This is a genomic window from Actinomycetes bacterium (assembly GCA_022396035.1).
In the GTDB taxonomy this organism is placed as follows: Bacteria; Actinomycetota; Humimicrobiia; order Humimicrobiales; family Humimicrobiaceae; genus Halolacustris.
In genome coordinates this window covers 52,471-69,595 of record JAIOXO010000007.1, presented here as the reverse complement: position 1 = coordinate 69,595, position 17,125 = coordinate 52,471, and the positions used below count along the sequence as shown (strand labels likewise).

15 protein-coding genes and 1 tRNA gene are annotated in these 17,125 nt (G+C 39.7%); 8 read left to right on the top strand and 8 right to left on the bottom strand.

Annotation, left to right across the window (positions count from 1 at the left end; translation table 11 throughout):
* Positions 1-125: SDR family NAD(P)-dependent oxidoreductase (locus K9H14_03825; protein ID MCG9479320.1), on the bottom strand; the 125-nt coding region annotated here is incomplete at its 3' end.
* A 549-nt stretch (positions 126-674) separates the two neighbouring features.
* Between K9H14_03825 and K9H14_03820 the strand changes: the two genes are divergently transcribed.
* Positions 675-1,319: a cyclase family protein gene (locus K9H14_03820; GenBank protein ID MCG9479319.1), complete on the top strand. Its 645-nt coding sequence runs from the start codon at positions 675-677 to the stop codon at positions 1,317-1,319.
* Between the two features lie 90 nt (positions 1,320-1,409).
* A complete protein-coding gene (locus K9H14_03815) occupies positions 1,410-2,798 on the top strand; it encodes an arabinose isomerase (GenBank protein MCG9479318.1) in 1,389 nt (462 codons plus the stop codon).
* Between the two features lie 115 nt (positions 2,799-2,913).
* Here K9H14_03815 and K9H14_03810 read toward each other — a convergent pair whose 3' ends face one another.
* The 5 genes from K9H14_03810 to K9H14_03790 are packed head-to-tail and all read right to left on the bottom strand — an operon-like array spanning position 2,914 to position 6,811.
* On the bottom strand, positions 2,914-3,636 hold the full coding sequence (locus K9H14_03810) for a glycosyltransferase family 2 protein (GenBank protein MCG9479317.1): 723 nt from the start codon (positions 3,634-3,636) through the stop codon (positions 2,914-2,916).
* Complete coding sequence (locus K9H14_03805) at positions 3,624-4,196, bottom strand: 5-formyltetrahydrofolate cyclo-ligase (protein ID MCG9479316.1); 573 nt, start codon at positions 4,194-4,196, stop codon at positions 3,624-3,626. Before K9H14_03805 ends, K9H14_03810 begins: the two co-directional genes overlap by 13 nt.
* Entirely contained in the window at positions 4,193-5,050 is an 858-nt protein-coding gene (locus tag K9H14_03800; protein MCG9479315.1) for a DegV family protein, read from the bottom strand. Before K9H14_03800 ends, K9H14_03805 begins: the two co-directional genes overlap by 4 nt.
* A 33-nt stretch (positions 5,051-5,083) precedes the next feature.
* Positions 5,084-5,932 (bottom strand): DegV family protein, encoded by an 849-nt coding sequence (locus K9H14_03795; protein ID MCG9479314.1) that lies wholly within the window; start codon positions 5,930-5,932, stop codon positions 5,084-5,086.
* Positions 5,933-5,974: 42 nt separating this feature from the next.
* Positions 5,975-6,811 (bottom strand): purine-nucleoside phosphorylase, encoded by an 837-nt coding sequence (locus K9H14_03790; GenBank protein MCG9479313.1) that lies wholly within the window; start codon positions 6,809-6,811, stop codon positions 5,975-5,977.
* A gap of 119 nt (positions 6,812-6,930) precedes the next feature.
* Between K9H14_03790 and K9H14_03785 the strand changes: the two genes are divergently transcribed.
* Positions 6,931-8,103 (top strand): branched-chain amino acid ABC transporter substrate-binding protein, encoded by a 1,173-nt coding sequence (locus tag K9H14_03785; GenBank protein ID MCG9479312.1) that lies wholly within the window; start codon positions 6,931-6,933, stop codon positions 8,101-8,103.
* Here the strand turns inward: K9H14_03785 and K9H14_03780 are convergent.
* Entirely contained in the window at positions 8,093-8,992 is a 900-nt protein-coding gene (locus K9H14_03780; protein ID MCG9479311.1) for a diacylglycerol kinase family lipid kinase, read from the bottom strand. The two genes, K9H14_03785 and K9H14_03780, sit on opposite strands and share 11 nt — an antisense overlap.
* A 108-nt stretch (positions 8,993-9,100) precedes the next feature.
* Between K9H14_03780 and amaP the strand changes: the two genes are divergently transcribed.
* From amaP to K9H14_03755, 5 genes are all read left to right on the top strand, one after another.
* The gene (gene amaP / locus K9H14_03775; protein MCG9479310.1) at positions 9,101-9,712 is read left to right on the top strand and encodes an alkaline shock response membrane anchor protein AmaP; all 612 of its coding nucleotides are present in this window, start codon (positions 9,101-9,103) and stop codon (positions 9,710-9,712) included.
* Between the two features lie 5 nt (positions 9,713-9,717).
* Positions 9,718-9,791 (top strand) — tRNA-Gly (locus tag K9H14_03770).
* 182 nt (positions 9,792-9,973) lie between these two features.
* On the top strand, positions 9,974-10,126 hold the full coding sequence (locus tag K9H14_03765; GenBank protein MCG9479309.1) for a hypothetical protein: 153 nt from the start codon (positions 9,974-9,976) through the stop codon (positions 10,124-10,126).
* Positions 10,116-13,100: an ATP-dependent helicase gene (locus K9H14_03760; protein MCG9479308.1), complete on the top strand. Its 2,985-nt coding sequence runs from the start codon at positions 10,116-10,118 to the stop codon at positions 13,098-13,100. The genes K9H14_03765 and K9H14_03760 overlap by 11 nt, the downstream gene beginning before the upstream one ends.
* A complete protein-coding gene (locus K9H14_03755; GenBank protein ID MCG9479307.1) occupies positions 13,063-16,131 on the top strand; it encodes an ATP-dependent helicase in 3,069 nt (1,022 codons plus the stop codon). Before K9H14_03760 ends, K9H14_03755 begins: the two co-directional genes overlap by 38 nt.
* Here the strand turns inward: K9H14_03755 and K9H14_03750 are convergent.
* Positions 16,128-17,048 (bottom strand): branched-chain amino acid transaminase, encoded by a 921-nt coding sequence (locus K9H14_03750; GenBank protein ID MCG9479306.1) that lies wholly within the window; start codon positions 17,046-17,048, stop codon positions 16,128-16,130. The two genes, K9H14_03755 and K9H14_03750, sit on opposite strands and share 4 nt — an antisense overlap.
* Positions 17,049-17,125 lie beyond the last annotated feature (77 nt).

The window sequence follows — 17,125 nt, the reverse complement described above, 5'->3', positions numbered from 1 at the left end:
GTCTGGGGGTTTCTGCCGTTAAACAGCACCCTTACCTCTTCTTCCAGCAGCCTTTTAACGCAGGCTTTACCTATTCCCCGGGAGCCGCCGGTTACTATGGCTGCTTTGCCTTTAAGTCCTCTCATACAAATTACCTCCATGCTTAATAATGGTTTGATATAATGACAATGTATAAAAATCAATACTGGCACTAAAAGATAGGTTATAAGTATTAGTTTTGTCCATAAGTAGAATATCAATCTTCTGGGGCAATATACGTTTATTGCCTCTATCAATTTTAACTGATAGAAATTCTACAATGGAACAATTATTCAGTCAAGATTGTTTCAACTGTGTCATTATAAAATATAGGAAATTTTAATAATAAAGAAATTAATATTACCAGAAGATTTTTTAATTCCAGTAGCTAAAAAGAATGTAGAGGAAAGCAGGTGGAAATATCTTGCGGTATCAATTGAGCATTAGTATAATAATAATCCGTAATTGGCCGTAAACAGTAAAAATATTTAACTGAATTTTAAACTTAAATTAAGCTGGGACGATTGACCGATGGACTGGTTTTTAGATATATAGGTTTACAGACTTATTAAAGTGAATAAAAATATGCTTTTATCTAATGGCATCTTTTGCTTGCCTTTTAATTTTAACTAACTGCAAAGAAGGAGTATGATAATATGTACGATAAAATCATTGACCTGACAGCAGAGATGTATGACGGGGCTCCAACCATGCCTATGGACCCCAAATTAGCCATTACCAGGCACTGTAATCTTGATAATTTAGGATATAACCTGGAAAGGGTTACCACTTCAACCCACCAGGGTACCCATATTGATGCTCCCTATCATTTTTTCTATGAAGGACAAACTATTGATAAGGTGGATCTGGACAGATTTGTAGTACGGGCTATTAAAGTAGACCTGACCCATAAAAAGCCCAAAGAAGCTATAACCATTGAAGATTTGAAACAATATGAATCATCCATAGACAAGGGTTTAAGCGTTTTGCTGCATACTGGCTGGGATAAAGTTTTTCCTGAAAAAGAATTCTTTTCAGATTTTCCTTTTGTGTCGGTTGAATTAACCAACTGGGTAGTTGAAAAAAAGATTCCCTTACTGGGGATGGATATGCCCACTCCCAATGGTAATGAATGGAAATTGGTACATCAGACTTTTTTAAAAAATAATATTTTGGTGGTAGAAGGGCTGGCCAATATGGAGCATCTGGGAAATGAAGAGTTTACCTTTTTTGCTCTGCCCTTAAAGCTAAAGGGTTGTGGAGGGTCACCCATAAGGGCAGCTGCTGTACTGGATGACTGAGCCTTAGAAAGAATTAATTGTTAAATTTATAAACCTTATAGAAAAAAGGAAGTGATTGATGTGAATGAATCAAAACCCAAAGTTGGTGTTATGGCCATTGCGTTAGGTGCTTATTTTCCCCAGTTTTCAGGCTTAAAGGAAAATTTGACCAATCAGCATGAACAGGTTTTGAAAAAATTCGGCAAGGATTATGATATTGTATCGGCAGGCATGGTGGATTCCATGGAGGCTTCTGCCAGGGCCGGTAAACTTTTTAAAGAAAATGATGTGGATATTGTGTTCTGCCAGTGTACCACTTACTCTACATCATCGAATCTGTCACCGGCAGTTAAGGATCTTGATGTACCGGTAGTTCTTCTTAATATCCAGCACCTTACTGCCCTGGATATGGATAAAACCAATAAGATAGATCAGTGGCTTGGCGATGGATTTTCATGCGGGTGTGTTCCTGAAATGGTGGCAGTATTGCGACGGCTGGGTAAAAGGTGTGACGTGATTACCGGTTATCTGGAAGGCGATGAGGAAGTAGACACAGAAATCGATAAATGGTGCAAAGCTTCCATAGTGGGTAGAAGGTTTAGAACTACTAGCCTCGGTCTTATCGGCAGGCCATACCCGGGCATGATGGACTTATATGTAGATGAAACCAAGCTCTTTTCAGAACTTGGTATTTTTACCGAAATGCTGGAATGGGAAGATGTAGTCCAATCCTATAAGGATATAGATAAAGGAAGCATCAAGAAACAGTCTGAGAAGATTTTGTCAACTTTTGAAGTTTCCGGAACTGTACCTGAAAAAGAGCTGGAGTACCTTGCTTCCAGTGTGTGCGGTCTGGAAAATCTGGTAAAAGAGAAGAAACTTTCAGCTATTGCCAGCCATTATGCCACCAGCCTATCCGAGGAAGTGGCTAATCTTATAGCCGTATTAAATCCTGCTTATTCCATGCTTATAGAGCAGAATATAGCCTGTGCTGTGGAAGGGGACATGAAGGTTTCCCTGGCTATGTCCATACTTAAAAATATTAGTGGAACCGGGACCCTGGCCGAGCTTTATTCAATGGATTTCGATGATAACATATGCCTAATAGGACATAGTGGTTCAGGAGATCCCGCTATATCCGGACAAAAACCTCTGCTTAAATATTCTGAGGTATTCCATGGCAAGGCCGGTGGAGGATATCTAACCCAGTTCTATCCCAAACTGGGAGAAATAACTGCTTTGGCTTTAACCCAGGATGAAACCGGTGGTTACAAAATGGTAGCCGCTGAAGGCATAAACAGGGAAGGGCCGGTTTTGAAACTGGGAGATACCAACTGCAGAGCCAGTTTTGATATTGGGTTAAGAGAGTTTGTAAACAGATGGAGCCTGACTGGACCCACCCATCATTTTGCCCTGGCCACCGGCAGCCAGATAGATAAACTGAAATGTGTATCCAGTATACTGAATATACCTCTGGAAATAGTATGCACCAATAAATAACAGCTTGATTATGAAAGTGATAAATTAATAATTTAAGCGGTTATTAAAAGAAGAGAGACAGAAAATATGGGGACAGGCATTAAAATTAAGAAGCTTCTCCCCATATTTTTTTTATTTACCTTGTGGAAAGTATCTTCTTTTTCTGTTTCAAGCTTCTAAAAACCAGTTTAAAAAACTTAATGGTATCGGTGACCGGGTTAACATAGCTGACAAAGTCCTGGTGGTATATGGTCTTTATGGGAATATTGGTAATACTGAAATTCAGCCAGCTGGCTTTTAAAAGGATTTCCGGCTCCGTATCAAAATTAGCGGTTTCCACCTTTACTTTTCTTAACACCCTACAATTTATATAACGGTAGCCGCACTGTACGTCCCTGATTTTTCTGCCGGCAATTAAGGATATCAGCCAGGAGGTAAATACATTGGTAGCCAGCCTTATAAAAGGCATATTATGAGTTTGGCCCAGGCGATTGCCTACTATAATATCCGGATTGTCCCTTTCTATTCTTTCCAGGAAATTGTGGATTTCTGCTACATCATGCTGCCCGTCGGCATCCAGGGTTATTACTCCCCGATAGTTGCGGGATATGATATGATTAAATCCGGTTAAAAGAGATTTGCCTTTGCCCAGGTTTTTAGTATGTTTTAGAAGGGTGACCTGTCCTGTCTTTATTTCTTCACAACCCTCTATTACCTTAACTGTATTATCGATGGAGCCATCATCTACTATTATTATATCCATATCGTAGCGGGCGCAGTTTTTTATAACTTCTGCAATATACTTCTGCTCATTATAAGCAGGTATCAGTAATGCAATATCTTTTACTACCTGGGGCAAAATATCTCCCTAGACTCAGTTATTAAACCATCTACCTTAACATCATGTTCTTCTGCAGGTACCCGGCTGATTATCTGTATATCAAAACACAGGGCTATTTTTTTAACTCTTTTACCTAAAGTTGCCAGAAGCTTATCGTAATAGCCCCCGCCATAACCCAGACGGTTTAATTCAAGATCAAATGCAACCCCCGGTACTATTACCATATCAATATCCCTTGGGTTAGCGGCCCTGCACTTTTCTTCGATTGGCTCCATTATACCATATGCCCCGCATCCTAATTCCAGTGCCGGGTTCTGTACATAATACAGGGCAAGCTTATGGTGGCAAACCCTGGGGAGGGTAACCATTTTTCTATCAGTTATCGCCCGGCTGATAATCAGAGTGGTATCTATTTCGCTTCTAAAAGGCCAGTAAGCCATTATAACTTTAGAGTTGATATAAAAACTGGAGGCCAGAAACTTATCAGCTATAATCCTGCTTTTAGAAAGCCGTTTCTCTTTATCCAGTTTATCTCTTTTTTCCTGTATCTGTTGGCGAATTTTTGATTTATTTATCAATCTTCTTCATAAAAGGTAGCATTTATAGTTCCAGGTCCTACATGGGCGCCTACTATTACACCAATGTCTGCCCTTATAATTTCCCTGGGATTAAATTCTTTTTTAATGGTTTCCTCCAGCATGTCCCCTTCTTCCTTGTTGTCGGAATCAGATACTATTACCACCAGCTTATCTGGTTTGGATACCATTTTTCCCATGGAGTTGATTAACTCAGCTTTTGCCTGATTCCATCTACGGGTAGTCTTAAACTGTGAAATTTCCCCCGACTCAATAGTGAGTATGGGCTTAATTTCCAGCAGGGAAGCAACCAGACCTTTAGCCTTTCCAATCCTTCCTCCCTTTTGCAGATATTCAAGGGTTTTGGGAACAAATAGAGTCCTTACCTTTTTCCTTATATCATAGATTACATCCATTATTTCTTCTTTGCTTTTATCCTGCTGGGCCATCTGGGCTGCTTTTACTGCAATTATGCCGCAGGGCATATGTACATTATAGGAATCAATTACTTCTATATCTTGGTCGGGCAGTTGTTTTTTAGCTGCCAGGGCAGAAGCCAGGGTACCTGACATTTTCTGACTTATATGGATAGAAATTATGGTCTCATACCCCTCATTTAGAAGATTTTTATATGTTTCTAAAAAATCATTGGGGGTAGGCTGGGCAGAGGTAGGGAGTTTCTTAACGGTTTTTAATTTTTCATAAAACTGTTTTATGGTTATATCTTCCCCGTTGTCTACATAGGTTTCCTCGCTGCTGAATACTACCGATAAAGGCACTACGGTTATCTCATATTTTTTTACCAGATCTATAGGAATATCTGAAGTACTGTCAGTAACTATGGCTATCTTTGACATCTTTCCTCCTTGTTTATGTTTATATTTAGTAAATTAATCTTCATAAAAAGTTATACCCAGTGCTCCGGGACCCAGATGCGTACCCAGAACACAACCGAAACTTACCCTTATTATCTGTTTGGGATGGAAGGTTTCCTCAATCTTTTGCTTCATCTCTTCACCTTCTGACCAGGTATCTGAATCCGCAACTGACACTATTAATCTTCCGGGATCGTCAACCATGGCGGCCATGGACTTAACCAGTTCATTCTTGGCCTGCCTCCATCTCCTGGTAGTTTTAAACTGGGAAACTTCCCCAAACTTTAAGGTTAGTATGGGCTTTATTTCCAGAACTGAAGCTATAAGTGACCGGGCCCTGCCTATCCTTCCTCCCTTCTGCAGGTATTCAAGAGTGTTAGGTATGAACAGGGAGTGCATCTTGGATTTTAGATTATTTGTTCCTTCCACAATTTGATCAACGCTCTTTCCCTGCTGAGCCATCTGGGCAGCATTTAAAACCAGGAAACCAAGGGGCATATGTACCAGTTCCGAGTCTATTATTTCTATATTTTTATCGGCTATCTTTTTTTTGGCCATAACTGCGGAATCAATAGTCCCAGACATCTTCTTGGAGATATGAATGGATATGACATTGTCATAAGTTTTAAACAGCCGGGAATAGGTTTCAAAAAAATCTCCGGGTGAAGGCTGGGCCGATTTGGGGAGAGCGCGGGATTCCTGGAGCTTCTGGTAAAACTGGGCAGCGGTTATCTCCTTGCCGTCCTCCCTGAAGCTCTGATTACCGAAAATAACCGATAACGGTACTAAATGTATATTGTATTTTTCAAGAAGTTCGCCTGGTATATCAGCAGTGCTATCAGTTACTATAGCAGTACCATTCATATGTATGCTCCTTTATATTGGTTTAAAAGCCTTAAGTCCATATCAAGAATCCTCAATTACCTTTTCAATTAAGTTAGACAACATTTTCCCCACTTTTGTTTCTTTTTTATTTCCTTCTAAATGGCTGAAACTGGTTTCCTGGCCGGAAACCAGGTTTCGAATATGGGAAATTCCCAGAACATCTAAGTTCAAATAATTAGCCATAATGGTCTCGGCTACAGTAGACATCCCCACAGCATCAGCCCCTATTATTCTAAGCATGTTTGCCTCGGCAGCTGTTTCCAGAACTGGGCCCCTGACTCCGGCATAGACACCATGTTTTGGGCGCAAACCTATCTGCCGGGCCGCAAGGTCTGCTGCAGACAGCAAAGACTGGCTGTAAGGTTGGGCTAAATTAATAAAATAATCATGCCTGCGGTCATAACTGTACCCAAATAAAGGATTATCTCCCATCAGGTTTAAATGGTTTTCTATTAACATAATGTCGTCTATGGTAAATTCAGGATTAAGACCACCGGCAGAATTAGTTATAATTATCTGTTTTGCTCCCAGTTTCTTGCTGATTATTACCGGTAATACTGTTTCCAGAAGCCTGTATCCTTCATAGTAATGTATCCTTCCGCTAAATAACAGCACTAATTTATTTTTTATTGTGCCGCTAATCAATGATTTTTCCTGTCCGGCTACCGAGGGGAGAGGGTAATGGGGCAGGCTCTTCATTTTTATTTCCGATCTGTGGTCAAGGCTTAAAAAATCAATACTTCTGGCCAAAAAAGAGCCAAAAATAACTGCGGTATGTAGGGGCCGGGGTACTAATTGCTCCAAGCTTTTTACTGTCTGTTTCAGATCTTCATTTTCTAACCATTCTGATAAATTCATTAAAGAAAAAAGTTTGAAATTATTGATATTTTCTAAATTTTATCATACTTTATGGTAAAAATAATTATCATTTCTATATTTTCTGTTATAATTCATCTAAAAATGGCGTTAGTTAAATTATGAATACAAGGAAATACCATAGACTTCTTTTCATGGCAGTGCTGATCTTGCTTATATTTAGCTTGTTAATTAATTTTTCCGGCTGTGAAACCAGGGAGAGGGTTATAAAGATAGGAAACCAGGCTGCCCTGTCCGGAGATTACCAGGTACTGGGTTTTGACCAGACAGTAAGCGCAAGTATAGCTGTATCAGAGTTGTCTCCGGTAGAGATAGGTGGTTTTACCTATAAGATAGACCTGGTAAGCAAAGATGACCAGGGCGATCCTGAAAAAGCATTTCTGGTAGCGCAGGAAATGGCAGAACAGGATATATCAGCGGTTATTGGTTCAACCTTTAATGGAACTACTAAAGTCTCTATACCTGTTTATCAGGAATACAGCATACCTTTAATAACTGCTTATGCCCAGGGTGATGACCTGTCCGGACTGGGAGATAATTTTTTCAGGATGGTGATCAGCAATCAGCAGAAGGTAGAAAATATTGCCAATGTGTTTATTAATCAGTTAAAACCAGAGAAATTAATCTTGATAGATAACCGCAGTGAGTATTCAGCCAATCTGGTGGATTACCTGGCCCAGCTGTTAAGAGAGCAGGGAATAGACATAACCAGGAGGTACTCCATAGATTTTTCAACTGAAGGATATGAAATTATAGCTGAAAATCTTCTCCTGGATAAACCGGATTATATTTTTGCCTGTACCGAGTATGACCAGCTGGCCAGTCTGATTACTAAAGCCAGAGAGGCAGGAATTGATTCCAGCTTTGTTACCGATGAGCTGGCCATGGATGACCAGATAAGCGTTCTTGCAGCCCCCGAGGTCCTGGAAGGGCTAACAGCTATAGTTTCGGAACCTCCTTCTATTGCCAGGTTTACTGAAGATAAAAAAGCCATAGACTTCTGGTATAAATACACTGATTATGCAGAAACTATGGATAATGAACTGGCAACTGAGCCGGGAAAATATGCTCCTTATGCCTATGACGCGGTAAATATAGTTATAGCAGCCATGAAGGAGGCCAATTCCATACTGCCCATGGATTATATGGATGAATTAAAATCCATATCTTATGATGGGGTAGTGGGTCATATTGAGTTTGGAGACAATGGTAACCGCTTGGATCCTGCTTCAACCTTATTTAAATATACCAACGAGACCTGGGTTAGGTACTAGGGGGAACTATCAGGTTTAAAGCTCCGGGAACCAGGTCAAATTCTGCCGGGAGTTTACAGATGTATTCCCCATCGGCAAACACACTGAATCTGTACCGGGGACAATCAATCTTAATATTTCCAGTCTGAAGCATTTCTACAAAGGGGTCATAGATGTGTTTTCCTTCAAAAACGGTAGGAAATACTTTAATAAAATGTATTTTACTCATTCTTTTAATAATGCACACATCCAGCTTTCCGTCAGTGGGATCAGTATCTGGAGCCACTTTCATTCCTCCTCCATAGCTGGGCAGATTGGCTACCGCTATCATCATGGAGTGAAGTGCTCTCTGCTGGCTGTTATAGGCAAGTTTAAATTCCCTGGACCTGAAAGTAATTAATATGTTGTATACAGCATAGGTATACTTGAAGGGGCCTTTAAAGGGAAGCCGGGTGTTATTGGCCAGGTCGGTGACTTCAGAATCAAATCCTGAGCCAGCCACTCCCATATAATAGTACTGGTTGTTTATAAGGCCCAGATCTATCCTGGTGGTATTGCCCTTTTTTATAATCCGGCAGCATTCCTCAATATTGTGGGGAATATTAAAATAAGAGGAAATATCATTGCCGCTTCCCATGGGTATTATCCCCAGGTTTTTATCGGTTCCTGCCAGGGAATTGGCAATATAATGGGCTGTACCGTCTCCACCAACTGAAATAAAGTTTTTGTACCTGTCTCTAAATTTATTTACAGTATTCATAATATCCTCAGCGCTGGTACTCACATGGAGGTGGTAATCAATACCTTGTTTGGACAGGCAGGATTCTATCTCAGGTTTTGCCAGTATGGTGGTTTTCCTGGCAGAAGCAGGATTTAATATTACTAGAGTTTGTTTTTGTTTATCCAGCATTAGTTAAAAATAATACATTTTTTTAAAACAAAAATAAATCGCTTTATTAAATTATTTTCTTTTATTATAATCTTAAAGACAAATTATTATTAAAATAAATGGTGGTCTATGAATATTTTTAACAAAGTGGTGGTAGTAATATTGCTGCTGGCTATTGCCTTTTTATCACTGCTTTCCATAGTCAATGAATTTATAGGCTATTTTAAATGGTCGGATATAGCCTTAAGGCTGTTTAATCCCAATATGGGGGTAAATCCCTTTATTTCTTCATTGGCGCTGTTATTTATTTTTGCTTTAAGCATATTCCTGCTTTTAATGGAGTTTTACCGGAGACGGTCCAAGATAGCTACTGTCTACAAGGTCAAGGATGGCAATGCCATGATAACTCTTGAATCAGTAGCCCAGCAGATTAAATCATCTGGGAAAACGTTGGAAGGTGTAGAGGACTTAAGGGTAAGGATTACTCCCAGGTCCAAGGGCATTATTATTGATATGATGGTAGACTTAAACCAGAATGCAAATATTCCCGAAAAGATGCAGCAGATTATTACTGAAGCCAGGGATATTGCCAATAATAAGCTGGGGATTAGAATATTAAAAACCAATCTTACCATAGTTAATTTAAAAGAAGGCAGCAGCCAGGTTCAGCCAAAAGAAGAAGAGGAAAAACCAGAAGAAGGAGATCTCCAGCAGCAGGACCAGCAGCCTCCAATGCAATAATACCGGCGGGCTTAGTATAGTGGTAGTACGTGAGCTTCCCAAGCTCAAAACGCGGGTTCAATTCCCGTAGCCCGCTCCATTTTTTTACAGCGGCAGATAACCGATTTTAAAATACTTTTCTGATTCAACGAATAGCCCTGGCCTTTAGGCTTTTAGGTAATTACAGTTGGGTTTAAAGTCAAAAAGTGATATAAATTCTAATAAGGATTTTTTAATTTCATATACATTTTGACAAAACTACATACAGGGGAGGCAGCTACTATGGGAGATATTTTATCAGAACTGGATAAATATATACCTGAAGATAATCCCAGGAAATGGGCCAAGCTTACCAACGATATTGACTACAGAAGGCTTGAGCTTATGTTGCTTAAGGAAATACTAATAGAACTGAAGCAAATTAATGCTAAATAAAATAAAAAAATTGCTGGGTACCGGCAATATTATGGTCACCGGTCCGCCGGGTAGTGGTAAAACCCAAGCCTTAATTGGGCTGATAAATTATCTTGTAGGGGATGGCGGGGTGGCTCCCCACCGGGTTTTAGTCTTTTGCTTTAACCGTAAATGGGCCAAGATTATAAGGGAAGAAACAGCCCTGGCTGCTCCCAAAAGCCAGGTAGAGATTCCTATAAACACCTTTCACTCCTTTTGCCTTGATTTTTTAGAACATTACCACAGCAGAATTCTGCTTGAAAATTTGCATGATAACACCCGGCCGCTGGAATTTAATACCGATATTAATTTATTAAACTCTACCCAGCAATGGGCCCTGCTATCTGAGGTTATGGCCAGCCTGGATAAAAAGAATTATGCTATTAGCATAAATTATCTTAATAAAAACAAGTTCATAGCCAACAGCTATACCCAGGAGGTATTTGATTTCATACTGAGAGCCCAGGAAAGCCTGCTGGAACCACGGAAAATACTGGATAAATTCAATCCTTATTACAGCAAGGCTTTGTCTGAAATTGGAGGCATATACCTGAAGTACCTTAATGAACTAAACAGCCGAAATGCTTACAATTATGGCTTGCTTCTTCAGCACACAGCAGAAATACTTCAAAAGGAAGAAGCAGTAAGGGAAGAGTACAGGCAAAAATATGATTATATAATTTTTGATGAGCTCCAGGAATCAAACCCGGCCCAGCTGACCATTGCAGATTTGATTTCATGTGAAAACTGTATTTTTTTTGGAAATGATGACCAGGCTGTTTTCAGTTTCAGAGGATCCATGTCCCAGAACTTTAGAAGGGTATATGACAGGACCGGCAAAAAAAACATTATAACCGGTAAGCGCAACTATCGAAACAGCAGGGATATAAATGAACTTAGCCAGCACTTTATAAATCTGAACAGCGACAGATTGGACAAAGAATCAATAAGCAGGGGCGGCAGGGGCAAGGTCCGGATAAAAGATTTTCACCATATGCTGGATGAAGCGCAGTTTATTTGTGAGAAAATAAAAGGGCTGAAAAACAAAAAAATACCCCTGGAACAGGTAGCCGTAATAATAAAGGGGCTTGGTTATGAGACCCATATCATAGAGAATGCCCTGGGCCAGAACGGTATTCCTTTTTCCAGAAGGGGCTCCAGGACTATTCTGGACAATGCAAAAGTCAGGTACCTGCTAAATGTGTTGAGGCTGTTTGGCCGGCCCTATCAGCAGATAGAAGAATTAGATTATCTGGTGGAAAACATACTGCTTTCTTCAGTGCTGGATATCAACCCACTGTATTTTAAGGAAATTAAAAAAAGATATGAAAGCCATAAACAGGAATATGAGCATATTATAGATTTTTTAAAGGAAGATAAAAATTATGAGAAAAAAGAAAAGATAAACCAATTTCTGGCATGCCTGAACAAGTTTGAAGGACTTCAGCAGGTGCCGGTATTTGATTTCCTTCTGGAGCTGATCCACGATCAATACCTGGGGTTATGGGGCAAAACCAGTCTTGACTGGGAGCCGGTAAATGATTTTCTGTCAAGCGTAAAGAGTTTTAATGAGGATAACAACTCTGCTGCTACAGAGCATTATCTGGATTTTCTGGACCAGGTTATAGAGAGCAGGTTTATAGAAGAAATCGAGCAGAGCATTTCAGCCTCACCGGAAGGCAGGGTAAATGTTTTAAGCTTCCACCAATGCAAAGGCCTTGAATTTAGGGCAGTATTTATTCCTTTTTTAAATGAAGGCTATATACCGGCAACTCTTTATTTGCCCCAGAGTTATGACCTCCAGTTGTTCGGATATCTGGAGAAAGGGGATAAACCTTCAGCCTCACAACTCAAAAAGAGGCATACTGAAGATGAAAGACGGTTGCTGTATGCGGGAATGACCAGGGCTAGAGATTATCTGTATATAACTTCCAGTAAAGTCCGGCCTTATTCAGCTTTTTACCTGGACCTCAAAAAGATAGCCAGGGATATGGAAATAGATACAGTTGATCATGAGCCTGGCTTTGCTATGGATAAAATGAATTGCTGGCAGATAAAAAGAAGGGCTCTGGTGCTTGCCTACAGAAGAGATAAGGGCTTATATTATTCCCGGTATAAACTTAAAAAATATATAAATTTTTTAGATAAATGGTGGCCTCCCCCAGGCTGGTGGGAAAATATTGAGGTTACCACCAATTCCAATCATCCTTTTCAGGTATTCTGGCCCAGCTTTTCCTATAGCGCTCTGGATGCTTACAGGAAGTGTCCGTTAAGGTACAAGTATGATTATTTTTTTAGGATTGAAACCGGGTTTAATCTGGCCATGCAGATTGGGAGTTTGTATCACCTGATAATCCAATCATTTTTCCAGCAAAAGGAGTTTACCTGGAAAAGATTAAAGTCAATTATAGAAGAGTTATTTGAGGCAGAAGATTTTGAATTTAAAGCAGTAAAAAAGGATGCCCTGGACAGGGCTATGGCTGATTTTGAAAATTTCTATTGTAATCTGATGCCCCCATTCCCACAGCAGTCAGTAAATGAAAAACCTTTCAGCTTTAAGCTGAACAATTATACTATAAAGGGCAAGGTGGACCAGATAAATTTCATTACCGATAATGAAATTGAACTGATAGATTACAAGTCCAGCTCAAAAAATTACAACCACAATGATTTACAGGACGAAATACAGCTTAAAATTTACCGGATGGCCCTGGACCGGAGCCCTGATTTTGAGTTTTTAGAAGGTAGCAGGGTCAAATTAAAATATATCTGTCTAAGCAATGAAAAAAAGCCGGTAGCAGAAATGCCTGACCATTATTATGAGGAAAAGGAATTGGTAGCGCTGATAGAGGATATCATCGGCCATATTAAGCAGGAAGAATTTGGCCCGACCAGGGATTATTTTAACTGCAGCAATTGTGACTACAAGATATTTTGTGAGAAATATTATGGGTAAAACTATAGAGCTAACCGATGAACAGGCCAGTGTAATAAACAGCCAGTGTGGGATAAAGAGAGTGATTGCCTGCGCCGGATCGGGCAAAACCTGGGTTATAACTAAAAGCATAATCGACACCATAAACAGGGGCAAGTGCAGTCCTTCCCGTATCCTGGCCCTGACTTTTACCCGGAATGCAGCTGAAAATATGAGGACCAGGATAAGGGATAATACTGAGAGTGCTGATTTTGATGATATAAACATATATACCTTTAACTCCTTCGGCAATGAAATTGTAAAGGAGAACAGTTTCCAGTTTACCCTGGGAAGAGACTTCCGGGTGTTAACCAGTGCAGAGACCTGGCAGCTGATATACCAGATATTTAAACAACATGAATTTGAATATCTAGACATAAAGAAATCACCGGGTAAGGCGGTTCAGGATATAATGTCCTATATTGACAGCCTCAAGAACAACCTTATTACTCCTGATGAATTAAAGCATTATACCGAGAATAATTCTTCCTTTATAAAGGATTATAAAAGCAGTGCTTTATTAAGAGAGGAAAAGGAAGCGGTAAAGGTACAGAAAGACCTTGCTTTTATATACAGCAAATATGAACAGTTAAAGAAAGACAATAACTGCATAGATTACCAGGACCAGGTGTACCTTCCTTACTTTTTATTTAAGGAGAATAAATCTATAAGAGAGAAATATAAAAAAAGGTACAGCTACATTTTTATAGATGAATTTCAGGATACCAATATCGCCCAGGCTTATTTTCTGGCCATGCTTAATGGCCCCGATAATAAGATGACCGTAGTGGGTGACGATGATCAGGGCATATATTCTTTCAGGGGAGCATGTGTTGAAAATATTCTTAATTTTCACCTCTGGGATTTATTTAAGCAGTGCCGGGTAAAAGATTTTTATCTAACGGTTAATTTTAGGTCAGGCCAGAACATAATTTCAGCTTTAAATAAGGTTATAGCAGCCAATGAAACCCGTTTTGAAAAGCAATTAAAGCCTGCGGAAGATGCCGGGCAGTCAGAGGTAGGCTTTTTTTACCAGGAATCCCACCAGCAGGAAGCATCCACTATGGCCAGCCTGATAAGCAGGCTTAACCAGCAGGGGGTAAGATTGAAAGATATGGCCATTTTAAATCGCCGGAAACAGTTTGATACCATCATCAGGCAGCTGGAAAAAATGGATATAAGATATGAGATAATTGGAAGCAAGAGTTTCTATTTTGAAAAGGAAATACTTTTTTTACTGTCCTGGGTACGTCTGGTTTATGATGTTTTTGACCAAGTCAGTCTTCTCTATATCTTAAAATCAGATAAGTACAAACTGGGAGACAGGGATATATTTTTTTTAAAAAGAGAGCCGGACCAGGGAAGGACAGTAAGTTTGCTGGCCGGAGTGCAAAACAGCAGTGAAAATACTCATGTGAGCAACCAGGCTAAATCAAGGCTGGCCGGATTTTTACAGGAGTTAAATTTTTATTTACAGAAATCAAGTCTTCTTAAGCTCAAAGAGCTGGTTAGCCTGATTTACCAGCATAGCGGACTGCAGAATCATCTGAAATCCAACTTTGGTTCTTCCTATAAAAAAAAGATCAACAATGTAGAGACTCTAATTAAAATAGCCAGTGATTTTGAAGATGATTTTAGCGGCAATAATTTAAGTGCTTTTAATACTTACTTAAGCCAGGTTGCCAAAACAGATTATGAGGGTCCTGACAGCATTGAATTCGGCAGTGAAGACTCGGTAAAAATTATGAGTATCCATGCTGCCAAGGGTCTGGAATTTGAAGTAGTATTCTTACCCATGCTATGGGCCAATGATTACAAACAAAAGAGTAGTAACTCAAAGTTTGTATTACCCTCCAGCCTAAGAAAAGATAGCCGTATATGGCAAAAGAAGGGCAAGTTTGGCAGCCAGGCTAAATTTAAGCAGGAGTTAAAAAAGATCAGGGAAGAAGAGGAGAGAAGAATCTTTTATGTCGCCTGCAGCAGGGCAAAGAAGTTGCTAGTATTATCCCATAGCCAGTACAGGGACCGGTATGATATGGAAAATGAAAAATCCAAAAAAAAGATAGTTCCCTTTTTTAAAGATCTGTCGGATTTTGGCAATCTAAAAGTTCTTAACCAGGCAGGCAGCGATTATCTTCAAGACCTGATTCCTGGCCAGGCTTTTAAGGTAGAAGACAGCGGAATTTTTAAATTTCTGGCTGGTAAGAAGAAAATTAGTTATCCCCAAATTGATTTTAAAAAAGCAAATCAGTATATAATGACCCGGGCGGGGAAAAATAAAAAAACAGAGGTCCACCCCCCGGAGGGTAAAATTAGAACCAAGAAAAAAACCATAAACCAGAATGTATTTTCATTGACCTCTATCCTGGATTATTTAAAATGCCCTGCCATGTACAGGTATAAGTACGTTATGTCTTTGCCCGAACCGCTGAATAAGTCTATAAAAACAGGACAAAAAGTTCACAAACTGCTGGAGAAGGCCGCTCTGGCCAAACTTTCCTTGCCGAAAATCGGACAGCAGGAATTAATTAAATTAACCACCGATAAAGATATACAGAACTATCTTGGCTTCTATGCCCGGAGTCCGTTTTTTAATGTAGATCAGGTAGAAAGAGTATGGCTGGAACAGCTTATCTACCTTAAGCTTTCTGAAAACATAGTTACTTCCAAAGTGGACCGGCTGGATAAACTAGATGGGGAAAATTACAGAATTATTGATTACAAGGTGGCTGAGTGCAGAAACAGCAAGATGAATATAAGCTATATGCGCCAGCTGGCCGCATATGCCCTGGCCTGTTCGGAGATATGGTCAGTAAGTATTGACAGAATAGAGTGCTTCCTGTTCTTTTTAAAAAATAATCATAAGCAGAGTATATGTTTTACCCCCGGTCATATTAAGGAGATTAAGCAGAGCTTTTTAGAGGCAATATCCGGGATTAAATCGGGTAATTTTTCAGCAAATAAGACTCAGGCATGCTCCTATTGCAGCTATAGCCGGTTCTGCGGGCTTTAAACCTCTGTGCACCAGTGGGAATATTTATCTACTTCATTTTTGACTATGGAAAAGTATAGTTGCTGCAATTTTTTAGTTACAGTACCCATAGTGTTGTTACCAATAATCCTCTTATCTATTGATCCTATGGGGGATATCTGGGCGCCTGTACCGCAGAAAAAGAGTTCATCTGCGGTATATAATTCTGTCCTGTCCACAGATCTTTGCTCTACCTCTATACCCAGTTCATTGGCTGCCAGTTCCAACACCGTATTCCTGGTTACTCCTTCCAGGATATCATCGGTAACAGGCGGAGTTATCAGAACCCCTCTTTTAACTATGAAAATATTCATGGCACTCCCTTCACTTACATGCTGACCGTCAGAGGTAAGGACTATGGCTTCATCATAGCCGTTTAACAAGGCTTCGGTTTTTTGAAGGGCTGCATTTACATAGGAACCGGCAATTTTTGCTCTGGGAGGTATGCTGTTATCATTTATTCTGGTCCAGGAGGAGGTACAGACACTAATGGGTTTACTGGTTTCCAGGTAATTGCCCAGAGGTATGGTATATATAAAAATATCCTGGGGATTATCCACCAGTTTTGGCCCTATGGTTAATCCGCTGTTATAGGCGTAAGGCCTGATATAGGAATCTTCATGATAATCTTCTTTTTTTAACAATTCTATGGTTATTTCTGAAAGCTGCTGTATGGATTTATCCAGGTTAATCATTAGAATCTGGCCGCTTTCCAGCAAACGCTGGTAATGATCTTTCATTCTGAATATATAATTTTTTTGCTGGTACTGGTTCCAGTAACTTCTTATGCCTTCAAAAACCGCGGTTCCGTATTGTAGTGAGTTGGTCCTGATATCTACTTTTGCTTCGCTTATTGGTACAATTTTCCCCTCAAAATATGCAAACTTGGGATTAACCATTGATTGCCCCTTTACCCCTTGATAGTAATTTTAATATTTTACTTATTTTAACATGTTTTTGCAATGTAATGGGGCAG